The following is a 17,757-nucleotide window of genomic DNA, read 5'->3' as shown; positions in this document are numbered from 1 at the left end:
GGCGACAGGACGACCAAGCAACCGATCTGCAGCGTCCTCCGTTCACCCTTCCCATTCCGCGAGAAACTGATCGACGAAGGTTCTCATGAACGCCTCTCGCTGCCGTGCCATGCGGCGAGCCGGTTCGGTGTTGAGCAGGGCGTGCAGTCGAAACAATTTCTCGTCGAAATGGCCCAGACCGGTCTTCTGTGCCGCGTCGTTGTTGCCCGAAACGTGAAACGGCTGGCCGAACACCGCGCCGTATTCAATCGTCCGTACGATTCCGATCGCGCCCAACGCGTCCAAACGATCCGCGTCTTGCACGATCTGACCCTCCAGTGACAGCGGTTCGGCGTCACTGCCCTTGCGGAAGGAAATGTTGTCGACGATTTGTGCGACATGATCGACGGTGTCTTCGTCGACGTCCAGCTCGCCGAGGATTTGACGGGTCAACGCCGCGCTCATCTCGATCCCGTCATGGAACTTCGCATCGCCGACGTCATGCAATAGCGCGGCAAGTTCCACAATCGTCCGATCCCCGCCGACTTCCGCCTGGATCTTTCGCGCCGAACGCAGCACGCGGCCGACATGGTCAAAACCATGACCGGCCTGTTGACCAGTCATCCGCCGGCGGACAATCGTTTCGACACGCGGGATCAGGTCGTTTGGTGGTGGTTTCAACGATATTTGCTAGCGGTGTTTGATGATGGAAAAACGGCCCCCACGGATGGCAAAGCGTACCCACGGATGCCATAGTGGGCGGGGAACGGCATCGACTGCAGCGGGGGTCTGGATGAGCATTATTTACGAAAGTCGTTCACATGCGATCAGAAGCTGTTTGTTCCACGTCCAAAATGATGTCGGGGTCGGACGGGACGAAGAAGATTATCACAAAGCTCTGATCATGTGTTTTCGGCAAAACGAAATCCCGTTTGTGAGTAAGCAGCCGCACCCGCTGATGCTTTTCGGCGAAGAAGCCCATCGACTCTTTCCCGACTTCTCCGTCTGGCAGTCCATCACGTTGGAGCTTAAAGCCGTTCCACGACGACTCGGTGCGCCGGAGTTTGTTCAGCTGTTTGACTATCTTAAATGTCGCGGAGACTCACTCGGTTTGCTGGTCAATATGGGCCTTGATCGCGTCTTCATCGACCGCGTGGTGCGTCACCCTGAACAGACAAGGCTAACTGAATCTTGGCGCTATTGGTCCGGCCAAATCGATGGCAAATCTCGTGAAATCGGATTGGCAGTTCGAGACGTATTGCGTGAAATTTTTCGTCAGCACGAAACGGGCTATGGAACCGAGGTGGTCAGCAAACTCATTCATTTTGGTTTGCGATGGGGAATCGCAGCAAACTTCGGGAAGTCGCACGCGGAAATCACCGGAATGAGACGGCGGTAGAGTTGATGGTGTGACCGTTATTTTCTCGTCGGTCACCATGACATCCGTGGGTACGCTTTGCCATCCGTGGGTGCCCCTCCTTTTTCCTTTCGGTTACCGACCGGAGTCACATGCCGTGTTTCTTCATGAAGCGGAGCAGGAGTGGGTGGGCGGGGGTGGCCATTTGGCCGTGGTCGTAGCCGTCGAGTTCATAGAGTTCGGTATCGGGGTGTCCGACGACTTGCATCATCCGCCACAGGTAGGCGTTTTCTTCGTAGCGTCCGAGCATTTCCAGTTCACGGTCTCCGGTGATCAACAGCAGCGGCGGGCAATCGTCTCGGACGTGGTACAGCGGGGCCATGTCGTCGACGACCGGTTGCTTGCCGCCGACGCCTCGTTCGGCGCGGACGGTGAAGTGGGTGATGGTGTGACCGCTAAAGGGGATCAGCCCGGCGATGTCGTCGGCGTCGATGTCGTGCGCGGCCAACCAGCGTTTGTCCAGACCGAGCATGCTGGTCAGGTAGCCGCCGGCGGAGTGTCCGCTGATGAAAATTTTTTCGCTGGACCCGCCATAGCGTTCGATGTTCTGGAAGGTCCACGCGACGGCCGCCGCGGCGTCTTCGATGTAGGCCGGCGCGGTGACCTTGGGGTGCAGGCGATAGTTGACGGCGACGACGGCAATGCCCTGGTCCTTGAGTTCCTTCGGCACGGATTTCTTGCCGCCTTTCAATCCGCCGCCATGAAACCAGACGACCGTCGAGAACCCCGTTTTCGATTCGGGAACGTAGACGTCCAGCCGGCACCGCTCACGCATGTAGTCGCTCAGATTCTCACCGCTGCGGTACAGGATGTCCGCGTCGGTTTTGTCGATCGTTTGCCGGGCGGGCTGGTCTTGAGAAACAGCCGTCGTGCCGAAGCAGAGCGTAAAAAAGCACAGCGAGAGGAAGCACAGCGCGGCGCGGAGCGGGCACGCGGAAGAGGAATGCGTCATGGAGTCTGTTTCATCAAGGGGCGGTGGTGACGCTCCTTGATCAGGTGTTTGAGCCGAAGATTGCTGGGGCTAACGGAGCGACGACGGAGCAGTTTACTGAAATTGTCCACGGAAAGGGGGTCAGGAACCAAAAACCCAATGGCCGAAGGGTGCTTCGCATTTTTGGTTCCTGACCCCGTTTCCGATCCAACGCACCACCCGAAGATTGAGTTGCAACGCAGCACTAATCGTGTTGCATCGTCTGCTTCTTGGCGTTCAGCTGATCCACCGCGACGAGACGTGTGACGGGCGATCGCTCGCACATCAACGTGACTTCGCTGGAGACCGTCAAAGCGACCACGTGCTGCGGCGTGATCCATGAGTTTTCGCCGACGGGGATTTCGACCTTGACCGTGATCAGGGGCGTGAACTCCGTGATGGTATCCGGAGTGACTTCGATTGCCGCCTGAGTCAATCCGGCGGCGTCGATCAGTTGCTGTGCGACCTGCTCCGCGTCGGCGGCGGTTGCCCCGGGGACGATCGCCGATCGGGCGGCTTCATAGGCGGCGGCGTCGGCGGTGTGCTGGAGCATCAGCACACGGCCGATCTCGAGCATCGCGGTGAAGAACAGCATGATCAGCGGAAGCACCATCGCCATTTCGACCAACGCGGCCCCGGTCGGTGGTCGTTGACGCAGTTTTCGGCGAGTGGACTTGACCATGGATTCCGAGCCTAAAACGTGATCAAGGTGGGGAAACCGTGGGCGATGTCCTCGAACACCTGCTTCAATTGCTCACGGTCATCGGCATGATAATGCTTTCCCGCTGCGACCGCGGCGACGTCTTGCATCATCGCTTGGTCGGCATCATCCGTGAAGCTGATGGCATAGACCATGACGTTGTCGGCCGCGGCCTGTTCCGCAGCCTCGACCGCATCGACGCCCGTGTTTTGGGTCCCGTCGCTTAACACGATCAGAACGCGGGTCGCCCAAGGGCGTGCGTAAGAGCTGTGGTTCAACGCTTCGACTGCATCGATGATTCCATCGCCGATCGCGCTGCCGCCTCCGCCGAAAGAATCCGAATGATCATCCATCGCGTCATCGATGGACTCATAGTCGTCGGTCAATTCGACGTCGGTCGCCGGAGTGGACGCGTACGTTGTCAGCGCGATGCGTTCATCGTGGGTCGATTCTTCCATCGCATGCAGGAACTTGTCGACGGCATGGACGGCATCGATCCAACGCGAACTTCCCGGAGCCGAGTCGCCGTTTTCCCAGTCGTCGACGATTTGATCTTCATCAGCGTCCCGCGCCATGGATGTCGATCGGTCGATGACCAGCGCAACGTCTAAATTGACCTGAGTGCAGATCGCGGCTCGGATCGGTCGGAATTGAAGATTGACTCCCATTGATGGGAACAGCATTGGGACCTGATTGGTCCCGTTGGCTTCGACCTTCACCGCGTTGGGTGTGGAGCCCGGATAAAAGGTGTATCGATGGAGGTCCGAATACCGAGTCGTAAAACCAAACTCGATGTTGGTTTCGTCAGGCGTGAGCACCTGATTGGCATAGGGATTCAATGCCAGCATGTTTTCCGCAGCATTGCTGGCTTGCGATTCATCCTCGGTAACGGCCAAGGTTCGTCCCGCGGCTCGTGCCGCAACGTCCAGCGAGATTTGCAATTCGGTGCGTGCCATTTCCATGTACACGACGTTGATCGCAAACGCCGCGATGCCGATCATCACGGGCATCAAAATCGCGAGCATCGCCATCGTGGCCCCTCGCCGGCAGCCGCGGGAATGCCCCGCGATGAAACATGGCCTTGAACGAAACATCGTTTAGTACTCCGCCATGATGGTGACTGATTCCGAGACCGTTTGGCCGCCATACAGCCATGACCCCATCAACGCGTTTTCGGCCGCAGGGGCTTCGACCGTGGTGACCAAAAGATTGCCGAACTCGAGCGCCGACAGGTCGCTGGGCGTGTGAGAGAGCGTGTAGTTTTCGATGCCGCGTCCAAGCAGAATGACGTCACATTGGTCTTGCAGCGACGCCGGCGTGATTTCGGGCAGGATCCCCAGCCGTGCGCATTCGTACGCGGCCAATTTCAGCGACTGACGCAGATAGATCATCCGGCACGTTTCGAGCGTGGCGAACGTGATCAGAAGAAACACGGGCAGGCAAACCGCGAATTCGATCATCGCCGCCCCCTTTCGACGGCGTCGGACAGCAGATCGGATTCGGAGCACTCGTTTCACGTCAGCGTTTGGTCGCGATGTCAAAATGGGGGTGCAGGTTTCAAACTCGATGAAAAGCTACGTCAAGTGTGGTGGCCCAAACCCCTAGGGGGCGTTCGGATTGACGGAACTGTCTCACGCTGGGAACCGGTTTGTCCCGTTTGCGTGGATTGGCCGGTTTCTGCGTCTTTGTCAGGGGTCGTCGATGGTGGCAAGCAAGATGCTTCCCCCGCGTCAATCTGGGAACAAGGGCTCGGCGGCACGCCGCCGCGACCGGAGCTAGAATGACGGTCGCTCCATCCACATCCCCCCCTCCATCCACATCCCCCTGGCAACTCGCATGAAACCTGCCTGCTTGATCGCACTGATCGCCGCATCCGCTTTTCCATCGCTGCCGCACGTCGCTGCCGGCGATCCGATCGTCATGAATGTTTGGCCGGACAAGCCACCGGGCGAAACCCAAACGTTGCCCGAGGAAGCGGACCAGACGAAACCGGTGGACCGATTGATTGCGGGGCGACGCATCATCAAGCTGGGCAACGTCTCCACGCCCCAGATCGCGGTGTACCAACCGCCGGCGGAACACCGTAACGGAACGGCCGTCGTGATCTGCCCGGGCGGTGGACACCATATTCTGGCCTACGACCTGGAAGGGACCGAAGTCGCCGAGTGGCTCAACACGCTCGGCGTGACCGCCGTCGTGTTGAAGTACCGCGTGCCGGCGCGCGACGCCGATCGTCGTTGGCGAGCGGCCGTGCAAGACGCCCAGCGGGCGATGAGTCTGGTGCGATCCCACGCCGAGGCGTGGAAGATCGATCCGGACAGAATCGGCATCTGTGGTTTTTCCGCGGGCGGCGAGACGGCCGGATTGACCGCGATCTTTCAGGAAGACCGAACCTATGAAGCGGTGGACAAAATCGACCAGGTCTCCATCCGGCCCGATTTCGCGCTACTGATCTACGCCGCCGGCATGGTCGAAAAAGGCACCACGCAGTTGCACGATTACATCAAGGTCAATCAAGACACGCCGCCGATGTTTTTCGCACACGCGTTTGACGATCGCGTGTCGGTGCACAACTGTCTGACGCTGGCCGGTGCACTGAAAGAAGCCGGCGTGCCGGCGGAGCTTCACGTCTACGCGACCGGGGGTCATGGTTACGGGCTCCGCGTCACCGACCAACCCGTCACCCGCTGGCCCGAACAAGCCGCGAGTTGGCTCAAGACGATGAAGCTAATCCCCTAGCCGTGGAGTAAGCTTCCAGCTTGCGATCCTCGCGGCCCGCCGCGACCGTGGCCCATCACCCCGAGCGGCCGGCCGAATCGCAACATGAAGATCATGTTTACCCCCCAGAAAACGCGGCGACCGTGGATGACCGGAGTTCCCGACGCGGTTAACCTCAAGCCATCGTCCCGTTTCTGCGTCTCGATTTTTGTGGTGAATCGCAATCATGCAACTCCGCCAGTTGGTCATCGTCGCGTTCTGGATCGGGCTCGCCGTGCCGTCGCACGCCCAGGACAAACAACCGGCGGAGGAGCCGATCGGGTTTGGCGTCCGCCCCGGCGTCCGTTTTTTGACGCCGACTTCGGCCGAGATCCGCTGGGAAACGACGATCGCCGGGCCGGCCGCCGTCGCTTTTGGGCCGACCCGAAAACTGGGGCGCGTCATCGCTTCGCAATCCTCCGGCACCAGCCATCGCGTCGTGGTCGACGATCTGGTCCCGGGCAAAAACTATTGGTATCGATTCGGCCTGAATCAAGGCGGCAAACGATCGTTTAGCTCGTTTTATCAACTCGAAGGCGGCATGAACTACACGCCTCCGAAGGTTGAGGCGTCCGACGTCCCCGCGGGAGCCGACGAAGCGATCAAGCGGCTTGTCCAGCCGGGCGGGTACGCGGTCGTGTACGGCGACGTGGCCCCCTCTTGGTGCGAAGCGATCGCGGCGGGGACGTCGATGACGGTTGTCGCCGCGGTCGACGATGCTGACTCGCTCCAGAGTTTGCGTCGACGATGGTATGCCGATCAGAAGTACGGCATCCGTTTGACCGCTCAATTGAAACAAGACGTTCCAGACGCAATCGCCAACCTCGTCGTTGTCCCCGCTGAACAAATCAACGATGCCACTCGTCTGCTTGCCCCGATGGGACAGATCATCAAGCTCGGTGCCGATCATGAAATTGACGGTTTCTCATGGCAGACCGTCACCCCCGGTGTCCGTTTCGGGCGACGCGCCGCCGCCCCGCAGCTCGCTGCCTGGGGGCACCAGTACGGTTCCAGCGGCAACGCGTCGTATTCGGGCGAAATGCTCGGCGGCGTCGACGACACGGCAGACTTGGAAGTGAAATGGATCGGACGACCGGGGGCAGATTTTGGTATCGACCGCAACCCCCGCATGCCCGCGCCGCTGGCGGTCGGCGGCCGGCTGTTCCACCAGGGGATGAACCGCATGATCGCGCTCGATGCCTTCAACGGCGCCGTGCTGTGGTCGTTGGAAATCCCCGACCTGCGACGCGTCAACATCCCGCGTGACTGTGGCAATTGGTGCGCCGATGAATCGCATGTCTATGCCGCGGTCAAAGATCGCTTGTGGGTGATCGATGCCGCCAGCGGAGAAATGATTCGCACGATGTTGCTGCCCGAGGAATACGAGGGGAACAGCGAATGGGGCTACGTCGCCGTCACGGAGCATCGCGTTGTCGGAACCGCCATGAAACGAGGCAGCGGCTATTCCGGATTTTGGGACAAGGCGGCGTGGTACGACGGCAAAGACGACGCGGCGACCGCGAAAGTCTGCGGCAGCGCGATCGTGGGCTACGACAAACAATACGGCAGCATCGATTGGCAGCGTGACGCCGACGCGATTGTCCATTCCACGATCACCATCTTCGGTGATCACGTCTACTTTGTCGAAGTCGATGATCCCGCGTTGAAACAGTCGTCGAGCGGAAAACTACTCAACCGCCAGATCTGGAATGCGGCCTCCATCGTTTGTCTGGATCTCGAAACCGGCGCAGAACGGTGGACGTCGAAAGTGCCGCCGCAGGACCACGAAGCGCTGATCAGCTTCGGTCTGGCCGATGACAATCAGTTCGTCTTGCAGACTTCTGGAAAGAACGAATTTCACTTCGTTTCGCTTGATGCAAAATCCGGCAAGCCGCGTTGGAAACAGTCCGTCGAGTGGCCCGAAGACCATCACAGCGCACACATTCAGCATGCGGTGTTGATGAACGGCCAGATCTTCGTTCAACCGCATATTCTCAGCGCCGACGACGGTCGCGTGGTCAAATCGGGAACGCTGGGCAAACGTCGGGGATGTGCGACGCCGATCGGTGCGGGCAACTCGATCATCTATCGCGGCGGAACCGGCCCGCTGTCGTTGTGGTCCCTCGAAGACGAGAAACCCAGCGAGTTCACCCGTTTGCGTCCGAGCTGTTGGCTGAGCACCATTCCCGCTCAAGGCATGCTGTTTTCACCGGAGGGCGGCGGTGGATGTTCGTGCGGCGGTTGGATGGAAACCTCGATCGGTTTTGCCCCCGTCCTGTCATTGGGAGACGTGCAATGATCCAAGTTCGAACGCTGGTCATCGTTTTCAGCTGCATCGCCAGCCAAGTCGTCGGAATCACCGTCGTCGGCTCCAGCGCCTGCGCCCAATCCTGGCCGACGTATCGTCACGATGCCCGTCGCAGCGGCGTCACCGACGCACACCTGACCTTTCCGATGCAACCGCTTTGGATGCGTGTCTCGGATCAGCCCCCGCAAACCGCGTGGACGGGCCCCGCCAAGTGGGACGCCTATTCGGGCAACAGCGGTCTGCAATCGATGCGCAATTTCGACCCCTGTTTCTTTGTGACGGTCGATGGCGATCAAGTCTTTTTCGGTTCGTCGGTCGACGATGCCGTGCACGCATTGGACGTCGCGACGGGCAAAGAACGATGGGTCTTTTTCACCGGTTCCGCCGTCCGATTTCCTCCCACCTTGTCCGACGGCCGTGCCTTCTTCGGTTCCGATGACGGGTTCGTCTATTGCTGTGACCAGAATTCCGGCGATTTGATTTGGAAACGGCAAGCCGCGCCGGAGCGGAAACAGGTGACGAGCAATCGCAAGATCATTTCGATGTGGCCGGTGCGCAGCGGTGTGCTGGTCCAAGACGGCACCGCGTTGTTCGCCGCGTCGCTGGTTCCGTGGAAGGCGTCTTACCTGTGCAAGGTCGACGCGATGACCGGAGCGGTGGATGGTGAGGGCTGCTTTCGCCGCGACGTGGACGGCGTGACCATGCAAGGCGCGTTGCTGGCCTCGTCCCAGCGAATCTATGTGCCCCAAGGCCGCGCGGCACCGTTGGCGTTTGATCGGGGCGGCAGTCCCCTCGGTGCGATCGGTGAAGCCGGTGGCGTGTTCTGCGTTTTGACCGAAGATGAAATGTTATTGGCCGGCCCCCAGAACCAAAAATCGTCCAGCGATCAAATGCGTTTGGCCGATGGACGCAGCCGACAACGTCTGGCGACCTTCAGCGGCACCAATCGCATCCTGGTCGCCGGCGAACGTGCCTGGATCCCGACCGCGGGAAAGCTCAAGATGTTGAACCGATCCAGCTATGTCGCCGCACAAATCGCCGCGACCAAGGCCAACGGGATCATCAACGACAAGAAAAATACCGATGAACAAGCCAAGGCGACCGCGAAGGCGGAGTTGGCCAGGGCCATCAAACAACAAGCCGAGGCGTGGCGGTGGGAAGTGGAATGCCCCAATCCGACGGGGTTCATCAAGACCGCCGACTCGATCGTTGTCGGACTGGAAAACGAAGTCCGTGCCTATGACGCCGACGACGGCACGCTGAAGTGGTCGGCCGAAGTTGACGGCGTCGCCCACGGACTGGCGGTCGCCGACGGCCGACTGCTGGTCAGCACCGGGCTCGGCCACATCTATGCCTTCGGGTCGCAACGATGAACGCCAACACGGTGAAGCAGTCTGATTCGCTCGATTATGATGCGGTCAGCGGATCGATGTACGACACCCTTTCTAGGTCGTCGGGGAGAGTCCCCCGGACGACGGCCCGGAAGGGCCATCGTACCCGGAAAAGCCGTCGCCTGAAGCTGGAGGGTCCCTTTCGGCAAATCATTGGCGTCGTCTTGATCCTGTTGTTCGCCAGCACCGCGGACGCCTGCAAAGTTCCCGTGTTCCGCTATGCGCTCGAGCGTTGGCCGGCCGACAGGTATGAAATCGTCGCCTTGATCGACGGTGAACCGACCGGTGATGCGGCCGACGCACTGACCTCATTGCGGTCTCTCGCCGAACCGGGCGTGAACGTGGTCACCCGAATCGTCGATTTGGCAACCCTCTCCGACGCCGAACTCTGGTCGGTCGAGGGATTGGAGAGCACCGAACAAACGCCGCTGTTACAGGTCTTTTATCCCGAGCGTGACGGCCAACGAAAGCTCTGCTGGAGCGGCGCACTAACAATCGCCAATGTAAACGCCTGGATCGATTCACCGCTTCGCAACAACATCATCCGTGAAATCCAAACCGGTGCCTCCGCCGTTTGGGTCTTGGTCGACGGCCCCGACGAACATCAGAACAACGCGCTGCGGGCGGAACTGGATGCAGCGCTGCGGGAGGCTTCCGCGGCGATTTCAATTCCTGAGGGTGTGATCCGTCGAGAAGATGCCGCGCAGTATTTGCGAGACCACCCGGCGGCGTCGATGGATGACGTGTTGCGCTGTGACATTCCGCTGTCGATCAAATTCACCATCGAGCGACTTCGCAGCGACGATGAAAACGAAGTCGCCTTTCGCGCCATGGTCGATGGCTGGACCGAAACCGTCGAGGCGCCGTTCGTGTTTCCGGTGTTCGGCCGCGGACGCATGATCGAACCCTTATCCGCGGCGGACTTTAGCGCCAGTTCCATCACCGCGGCGTGCCGCTACCTGGTCGGCGAGTGCAGTTGCAGCGTCAAGGCACTCAACCCCGGCGTCGACCTGATCTTAAAAACCGATTGGCAACAGACGCTCGGCGATCAAATCGTGATGGTCCAATCCGTCAGCCAGAATGAGCCACTGGAGGTGTCGATTCCTGCCGGGAAACCCGAAACGGCGGAGGCAACCGCGGCCGATGCGACTGTCGATGGAGATCAAGACGATGGCAAGATCTGGGTGCTCGTCGTGATGGCACTGGGAGCGTTGGCGTTCACGATGAAGCTGCGGATGGGAATGAAGGCAGAATGATGCGGGGCAGAATGATTTCAGTCCGCGATCGTTCTGCCAAGCTCCCAAAAGCCCAGCTCCTGCCGTGCGTGCTATGGCTCGCTTTGCTCGATCATCGTTTGCAGCGATTGCAGTTTGCGTCGCCATTGCTCCGACGATTGGGCAAACGTTGCGATCAACTGTCGCAGATGCTTTTTCGACATCTGCAGCAACCGTTGACGCTCGTCCGGGAACGTCGTCGATCGTGCCTGCAGGATGCGGCTTTCATTGAGCTGAAAGCCCGACAAGAGCAGTCGATCGAGGTAGCGCGTTTTGTCATCGCTGTCAAAGTGCATTCGTGCCAGCGTGTGGGTCAGTTTGGCCCAGCCCCAAATCGCGTCGTCACCGCGTCCCGCGATCGCTTCGGCGAATCGGTCGGCGCTGCCGGTCGCCTTGGCGTCTTCGGTCAACACTCCGGCCGCCTTGATTTGCAGGTCGATCGCGGCAGGCGATTGCCGTAAAATCTCGGACAGCAGCGTGAGCGTTTGCCCGGCGTCTCCGGATTGCTGTGCCAGGTCGACACGTTTCAGATGCAGCGTCATTTCTTCCGCGGCCGTCAGCTCGCTCGATGCGGACGCCCGCTGAAGCAACTCGTCCGCCCGCCGGCGACAGAGCATCACGACGTCTGGGTCGCTCGCGCGCGTTGCCAGATCGGACCAGGTTTCTGCGGCCCACAGGATCACGTTGGTCGAGGGGCTCCGCTGGGGATCCAGAATCGAACGCATCAACGTCTCCAGCTGTTCGGCTTCAATGGCTGACAGCGGCTGGGCGGGATCCAGGTTGTCGACAAAATCTCGGGCGACTTTCGTTTGCAGGCTCGCGATCCGTTCCTTGCCGCCAGCGCCGTAACGTTTTGACAAGGCCGCGATCGACGACTGGATGCCCTCCACATCGCCGGATTGCGAATAGGCCTGAAACAGACTCTCCTCGGCAGCAGTGACGAATTCCTTGGACAATTTCACCTTCTTCGCCAGTTCCAGAACGCCTTGTTTTCCATCCAGCAATGAAATCGCCTGCCGTGGATCGTCACGCATCAGTGAGATTTCGGCAAGCGAAAACATGCCCGCCAACACGGGTGCCGTGATCTCGCTCTTGGTATCGATCTGGTCGATCGCGCTGCGCAGGTATTTGGCCGCGCAGCTGACGATCGCGGCACGCTGCTTCTTGACCCCCTGGTGATCGCGATGCACCGCCTCGGCCCAAAACTCTCTGCCGGCGGCCAGCTGCGCCTTTGCGTAGAGAGGTGAACGCTTGGGAATTTTGAGGTAGGTTTGCGCGGCCTTGAGATGAAATCCGTCACGCTCAAAGAACTGGCCGGTCGCAAACCGCATCGTCTCGAGCTGGGGGTGTTTGATGCCGCGACTTGCGATCAGATCACAGAGATGCTCAAGCTGATGCAGATCACCCGAGCGATCCGCACCGGTGTAGTGCACTTGATGGGCTTCTTGGAAGGCGGCAAAGGCGAGCGTCGCGGCTGCTCTGGCGACAGGTTGCGTCGGATCGGCGGACCGGGTCACGTGCAGCCCATAGACGCCGGCGGCGTACAGATGACCGGCATCGTAATAGAGGACCGCGAGTGTCGATGCGATTTGATGACGTTGTTCAAGCGTCGATTCATCGGCCGGTCGGCCGAGACACTGATCGAATAACACGATGCACTCGATGAGTAACGCTTCCGTGTCTTCCGATGTCGGATTCGACTTTTTCTGTTGCAGATAGTCTTGGTACTTTTGGAAAGCGACCGCGTAGACCCGCTCAAATGACACGAAGGCGGGAGCACGCTGCGGCAACGGGAGCGGTGCCCGCATCGGTTTTTCCGCGGCATGCTCAATCGGTTTACGATCGATCGGGACGAGCGTGCTGGGATTGGGGACGCGTGGAGAACGGGCGAAAGGTTTTGTCGGTTTGGAGGGCGCAGGTTCACCGCCAGGCGCAGTGTCGACGGTGGGTTCGGGCTGGCGAGCAACAGGCTTCTTCGACTTCGCGACGCCCCCCGCACTCTGCAGCGCAAACGAACCGTCACCGGCGTCGGCCAGGACGTCTTGAGCGATGGACTTGGCCGTCGCGGGGCCGGTTGATTCGCCGGCTGATTCGCCGGCCGACTCCACCGCCTCGGATCGATTTGCGTCCGCGGGTGCGGTGGAGGCGTCCAAGGCGGGTGGCTCGGTGGAGACCGCCGCGTTTTCGGCTGCCGAGTGCTTGGTCTGCGGTCGCTGCAGGTACATCAGCATTGCGGCGATCAGCAATCCCCCGACGGCCGCCAACCCGGTCCATTCCACCCATGAAAACCGCCTGCGTCCGCGCGGCAACGGCATTGCCTGGTCCTCCGAATCATCGGTGTCGGCGGGATGGACTTGGGGTGCCGTTTTCGTCGACAGCAACTCCATGGCCGTCGTCGGGTCGAGCGTCTGCCAACCTGCGGGCACGTTGTCGGTCGCGGAGGACTCGGGGCGTGGTTCCGGCGTGGGCTGGCCCTTCGGCTTTTCGGCCGGCTTCGTCGCCGGTTTCGCGGCCCGCTTCGTCGTCTGTTTTTCGGCCGAGCGTCCTTGCGACAAAGCCTTTGCACGCGAGCGCCAGGAGGGGGGATCAGTCATTCGGCGTCCACACTCAGTGCTACTGCATGTTCTTGTTGTTGGCCGGCAATTTTAATCCCCAGTATCCGTTTCTGGTTTTCAGTCGCGGGCGAGGCAACTGTTTGGCGATCAGTGCGGCTTGCGGATGAACGCCGACGTCTTGGTAGGTGCCGCGATGCTTGGCGGCAAGTTGCTTGAACGTTTGCGCGTTCTTTCCGCTCACCTCCATCCCCAGGGTGTGAACCACCACTTTCTTGTTGGGTCGCTCGCTGAAGTACCGGGAGGCTCCATCGGTGAAGGCGCCGTCGCCGAGCACAAACATGATGTCGGGATTGAGGTCGAACCCCAGCCGAAGCGCTTCTTTGCCGTTGGTTCTCAAACACAGCGGTACGGTTTGCAACCACTTGACCAGCAATTGCTTATTTTGCGGCGTTGCGGGGACCAGCGTTTTCGGGGCGTAGGGATGAAACAGCGGATAGGCGGTGTCGCTGTAGAAGATCACGTAGAATTTTTGACGTTTGTTGAGCTTGTCGACCGCTTTGACCAGTTCGTTCAGGGCGGTTTCGAAACGCCCCTGCGTCATGCTGTTGGAATTATCGATCACGAACACAAAATCAATCGCCTCGGTCTTTGAACCGAAAAATTGCACCTTGGCTTTGGCCGGTTTTTCCATCGCCTCGCCATCGCCTGAGGAACTCGCCGGCGCCGCAAGCAGATTGCCGTCAAAGGAGTCACTCAAGTCGACGGACACAAATTGTTCGGTGACTTCCGACAGCACTTCGATCGACTCGCTGACTTCTTCGACCACCTCGTCGACCGGTTCGGTCACCTCCAACTCCACCTGCTCGATCACGACTTCTTCGATCGCATCTTCGACGGCGGTCGAAACGGTGATGATGTCCGGCTTTGTGATTTGTTCCTCGACCAACAAGATGGTCGACAACAGCAACAGCAGCGCAACATGCAGCGCGATGCTCAATCCGCTGGTTCGGAATTGCGTCAACAATCCCTCGCGGCGTTCGAACCACCACAACCGCATCCGTGCGACGGGCTTCCAAATCAATGAGGCTGCGTCTTCGTCAGCTCGCAGTTGCTCGTGCAAGGCCTCCCGTTCCAGTTCCGCACGGCGATAGGCGGAGAGGGTCTGTGTTTTCGCTTCAGCGGTCGCGTTCGCCGTGGCCGCGTCGGCCCCCCCACCCTCTCGACCGCCCTTCGACTGACCGGGCGAGTCGATCGGATCGCAAACGATCGACGGTCGCTCAATCGCCAACACGTCTTGAAACCCATCGGCCAACGCCGCCGAGAGATCGCTGATCGGAATCTCGAAGATCTGCGTGCCGTCGGACACAATCGTTCGACTCAAAACCGCCGGTCGGTAGTACCCGGCGCGACGAGCTTGGGCAAGCTGACCGGTCGGAATGCGAAAGAACCGTTTGCCGTTGGAAACGGTGACAAGATCGGGCACAAAGCACCTCGGACGAGAAGGAAGGACCGGTTGGTACACTCCCGTGAGGAACGTGCGTGGGCGTCACCATGGACTCAGAAAAGCCGACAAAACCCCGTGTACCGACCCCGTGTACCGCGCGTCAATGGGGCAACGTCTGCAGAAACCGGATTCCGAATCGACCGTAGTCCTGCCCGTCCACGTCGCCATCAAAATCAGCGTCCAGGCGGGGGTCGAAACCCGCCTGCCCGGTCGATTTCAAGAAACTGAGTCCAAAGCAACCATAGTCCTGTCCATCGACATCGCGGTCGCCGTCGGTGTCGCCATAGAACCTGAAGAACGCGTCGGACGACTCGGCGCCGAACTGAAAATCGTCGGCTGCGTCAACGACACCGTTTCGGTTTCCATCGAGTGGAAGACCGGATGCCGTGATCAACTGGGCGTTGAGGTTCAGCACGTAATTGCCGTCAGCGACCGCCGCCGGATTCGAAAAACTGATTTCCAGAACCGTCTTGTCGTCCACGATCGATGCCGACACGCCAATCGGCAGCGAAGCATCCGTGGCTCGATTGACAATTTCAACCGCCGGATCGGGTCCAGATGCATCGATACTCACGACCTGGTCAAACCGGATGGCCACCGAATCCAACGACGACCGAGACGTGTCTCCGTCGTTGACCGTGACAGCAGCGATCGTCGGCGGCAACGGCACGTCAATCAACAGCACTTCATTGTGGGCAGCCGGTGTGACCGCGGACGTCGCCGAAAGCTGCACGACCCGATCACCCGTGATCACGCCGTCGGCGGTGGTCACGATCGGAAAGATCACGCGATCGCTGCCCGCCGGAATCGTGACCGAGTCGGGAACCGAAACCGACGCGGAATCCGAAGTCAGGTTCACCACCAACGGTTGCGACGTCCCCGTCCCCTGGTCGCCGCGGCGGACGTTGCCAAACAGCGTCGCCCCTTCGGATTCTTTTCGCTCGTTGATCCCCAGAATCAACTGCTGTGGCTGCGTGGCGGAGGTCACGATTCCTTCCACCGAGAACTCGTAAACGCCTTCGTCATCGTCGTCGGTTTCAATTCGCACCTGACCGGCGAATTGTCCCGCTGTCGTGGTCGAGAGTTGAACCGTCAGCGTGTCTGATTGACCGGCGGCCAAGGAAGCGGGAAGCGGATCGGTGATGGTGTAGCCGGCCGGAACCGAGACGTCGCCGATGTTGAGAACCGCTTCGCCATGGTTTTCGACGATAAAGCTCTGAGATGGAGCGAACGACGATTGCGGGACCGTCCCAAAATCGATCGGAGTGACGCGGTCATCAACGATCAACGCGCCGCCTTGCAAGACACGAGCCTCGGGAACACCTTGGGGAGCGATGACGAAGGATTGCTCGGCGAGTTTGACGCCGTTGACGAGCACATCAATGGTCCACGTCCCCAGTTCGGGCATGGTGGGAAAGCGATAAGAAAACCAACGCCACTGATGTGCCCAATCGTTCCCCGCCGTGGTTTCATCAACCCAGAACACCGATCCGTCGGGACGTCGCCAATCCAAGTGGATCACATCGCCCCGCTCGACACCGGAAAACCAATTCCAAGTGTAAACGAGCTGTCCGGACTTCTGCTCAAAAACGCCGACCTGCGAAGTGCCTTCACGGACATGCGCCGCGACGGGAACGTTGGAAATCCCGTTGCTGAGCACGGATTGGCTCTCGCCGATGTAGTGCAGCGAAGCGACCGAGTCGTCCAGGAAAACGGAGGGATCATACCAGGGTTCGACGGAGAACCCGTGATGTTCCAGGGCGAAGTGCAGATGCGTGATATCGGACCAACCGGAACTGGCCATGTAGCCGAGTTTGTCGCCGGCGGAGACCACGTCCCCGACGGCAACTTGGACCGAATCGCGACGCAGGTGAACGTACCTGGTTGTCCAGCCGTCGCCGTGATCGACCACGATGTAGTTGACCGGAGGGAAGGTGGACCCCAGATTGGTCTGTCGATCAAACTCGCCGTCATGGGTGTCGGTGACCACTCCGTCGGCGGCGGCATAGATTTCGATGCCGGCGTCTTGCTCGTCGTAACCCCGCACGGCAATGTCCCACGCCGAGTGGCCGTCGTAAGCATAACTGCCACCACGAAAGTCTCGGATTCCCGCTGTCGGATCGACGTCGACGTAATTCAGGAAGGCGTGGTCGGAGTAGGGGACGCCTTCCACCGGCCAGATCAACGGCTGGGCAAACGTCGCTTGGCCGGTGGTGAAGCTAAAACTGAACGTGTTGTCCGATTCATCGCTTTCGGAAATGGTGTTAAACGCGTCGACGGTCACGACCACGTTGTGGGTGCCCGGCGTCGCAAACCAGCCGGCCCGCCAACGAAACCCGGTGTAGATCGATTGCCCCGCGCCGGTCCCAACGACTCCGCTGCCGAGCGTGACCCCGTCCACGGTGAAGTGAAACGCATAGGTCTCCCCGGCTGGCAGATCTGTCGTTTCGAATTGAACTTGAATCGCCAGACGCTGACCTAAAAACGGCGCCGCGATCGGATTGCCCAGCCCGTCGCGAACGTATCCGGTGATCAAACGCAGGTTGGGCATCGAGGCGTTCTGCGGAACATCCGCGGCTAGCAGGCCAGACTGCTGGTGAGCGGTGTGGACGTCCCCGTCGCCGGACAAGACCGAATCGTGATGGGCATGTTCGGCGATCGGATCGATCTGCCAATCGCCCACCGGGTCCCCCCAATCGGCCGCAAGCAACGATCGTGATTCCAGTCGCTCGATCCGACGCATCGGGATCGGGTGATTGCGTTGCCGGTGGTTCCAAATCATGTCGGTGCCGAAGTCGAGGCGGGTGGATGGCTCGGTTGGTTTTCCCGGTTGGTTTTCCCCGGGGGGCTGCAAACGTCAAGCAAAGATCGTAATCGAACCAGACAACTCCCGCGCGGTGAA

Annotated in this window: 13 protein-coding genes; 5 read left to right on the top strand and 8 right to left on the bottom strand. The window is 60.0% G+C overall.

The genetic code is table 11. From position 1 onward, the window contains the following. Positions 1-42: 42 nt before the first annotated feature. The gene (locus Enr13x_RS02905) at positions 43-603 is read right to left on the bottom strand and encodes an HD domain-containing protein (RefSeq protein ID WP_145392075.1); all 561 of its coding nucleotides are present in this window, start codon (positions 601-603) and stop codon (positions 43-45) included. Between the two features lie 169 nt (positions 604-772). Here Enr13x_RS02905 and Enr13x_RS02900 point away from each other — a divergent pair, with 169 nt between their 5' ends. After that, on the top strand, positions 773-1,378 hold the full coding sequence (locus Enr13x_RS02900) for a GxxExxY protein (protein WP_197455740.1): 606 nt from the start codon (positions 773-775) through the stop codon (positions 1,376-1,378). A 106-nt stretch (positions 1,379-1,484) separates the two neighbouring features. On the opposite strand, the gene Enr13x_RS02895 is transcribed toward Enr13x_RS02900, so the two are convergent. The 4 genes from Enr13x_RS02895 to Enr13x_RS02880 form a co-directional block, all read right to left on the bottom strand. Next, the gene (locus Enr13x_RS02895; RefSeq protein WP_145384607.1) at positions 1,485-2,348 is read right to left on the bottom strand and encodes an alpha/beta hydrolase; all 864 of its coding nucleotides are present in this window, start codon (positions 2,346-2,348) and stop codon (positions 1,485-1,487) included. Positions 2,349-2,571: 223 nt separating this feature from the next. Further along, entirely contained in the window at positions 2,572-3,048 is a 477-nt protein-coding gene (locus tag Enr13x_RS02890; protein WP_145384606.1) for a TadE family protein, read from the bottom strand. An 11-nt stretch (positions 3,049-3,059) separates the two neighbouring features. Beyond that, positions 3,060-4,097, bottom strand: coding sequence for a VWA domain-containing protein (locus Enr13x_RS02885; RefSeq protein ID WP_197455739.1), 1,038 nt, complete (start codon positions 4,095-4,097; stop codon positions 3,060-3,062). 66 nt (positions 4,098-4,163) lie between these two features. Next, the gene (locus tag Enr13x_RS02880; RefSeq protein ID WP_145384604.1) at positions 4,164-4,526 is read right to left on the bottom strand and encodes a TadE/TadG family type IV pilus assembly protein; all 363 of its coding nucleotides are present in this window, start codon (positions 4,524-4,526) and stop codon (positions 4,164-4,166) included. A gap of 376 nt (positions 4,527-4,902) precedes the next feature. Between Enr13x_RS02880 and Enr13x_RS02875 the strand changes: the two genes are divergently transcribed. The 4 genes from Enr13x_RS02875 to Enr13x_RS02860 all read left to right on the top strand — a co-directional run bounded on the left by Enr13x_RS02875 (position 4,903) and on the right by Enr13x_RS02860 (position 10,778). After that, complete coding sequence (locus Enr13x_RS02875) at positions 4,903-5,805, top strand: alpha/beta hydrolase (protein ID WP_145384603.1); 903 nt, start codon at positions 4,903-4,905, stop codon at positions 5,803-5,805. A 205-nt stretch (positions 5,806-6,010) separates the two neighbouring features. Further along, entirely contained in the window at positions 6,011-8,122 is a 2,112-nt protein-coding gene (locus tag Enr13x_RS02870) for an outer membrane protein assembly factor BamB family protein (protein ID WP_145384602.1), read from the top strand. After that, positions 8,119-9,504: an outer membrane protein assembly factor BamB family protein gene (locus Enr13x_RS02865; RefSeq protein ID WP_197455738.1), complete on the top strand. Its 1,386-nt coding sequence runs from the start codon at positions 8,119-8,121 to the stop codon at positions 9,502-9,504. Before Enr13x_RS02870 ends, Enr13x_RS02865 begins: the two co-directional genes overlap by 4 nt. Further along, positions 9,501-10,778, top strand: a complete 1,278-nt coding sequence (locus Enr13x_RS02860; RefSeq protein WP_145384601.1) for a hypothetical protein — start codon at positions 9,501-9,503, stop codon at positions 10,776-10,778. The genes Enr13x_RS02865 and Enr13x_RS02860 overlap by 4 nt, the downstream gene beginning before the upstream one ends. Positions 10,779-10,849: 71 nt before the next feature. On the opposite strand, the gene Enr13x_RS02855 is transcribed toward Enr13x_RS02860, so the two are convergent. The 3 genes from Enr13x_RS02855 to Enr13x_RS02845 form a co-directional block, all read right to left on the bottom strand. Beyond that, positions 10,850-13,390, bottom strand: a complete 2,541-nt coding sequence (locus tag Enr13x_RS02855) for a hypothetical protein (protein ID WP_145384600.1) — start codon at positions 13,388-13,390, stop codon at positions 10,850-10,852. A gap of 19 nt (positions 13,391-13,409) precedes the next feature. Next, positions 13,410-14,834, bottom strand: a complete 1,425-nt coding sequence (locus tag Enr13x_RS02850; RefSeq protein WP_145384599.1) for a VWA domain-containing protein — start codon at positions 14,832-14,834, stop codon at positions 13,410-13,412. Between the two features lie 121 nt (positions 14,835-14,955). After that, positions 14,956-17,637, bottom strand: a complete 2,682-nt coding sequence (locus Enr13x_RS02845; RefSeq protein WP_145384598.1) for a peptidoglycan DD-metalloendopeptidase family protein — start codon at positions 17,635-17,637, stop codon at positions 14,956-14,958. Positions 17,638-17,757: the final 120 nt, after the last annotated feature.

This window comes from Stieleria neptunia, from assembly GCF_007754155.1.
GTDB lineage: Bacteria > Planctomycetota > Planctomycetia > Pirellulales > Pirellulaceae > Stieleria > Stieleria neptunia.
This window is presented reverse-complemented; position numbering and strand designations above follow the sequence as displayed.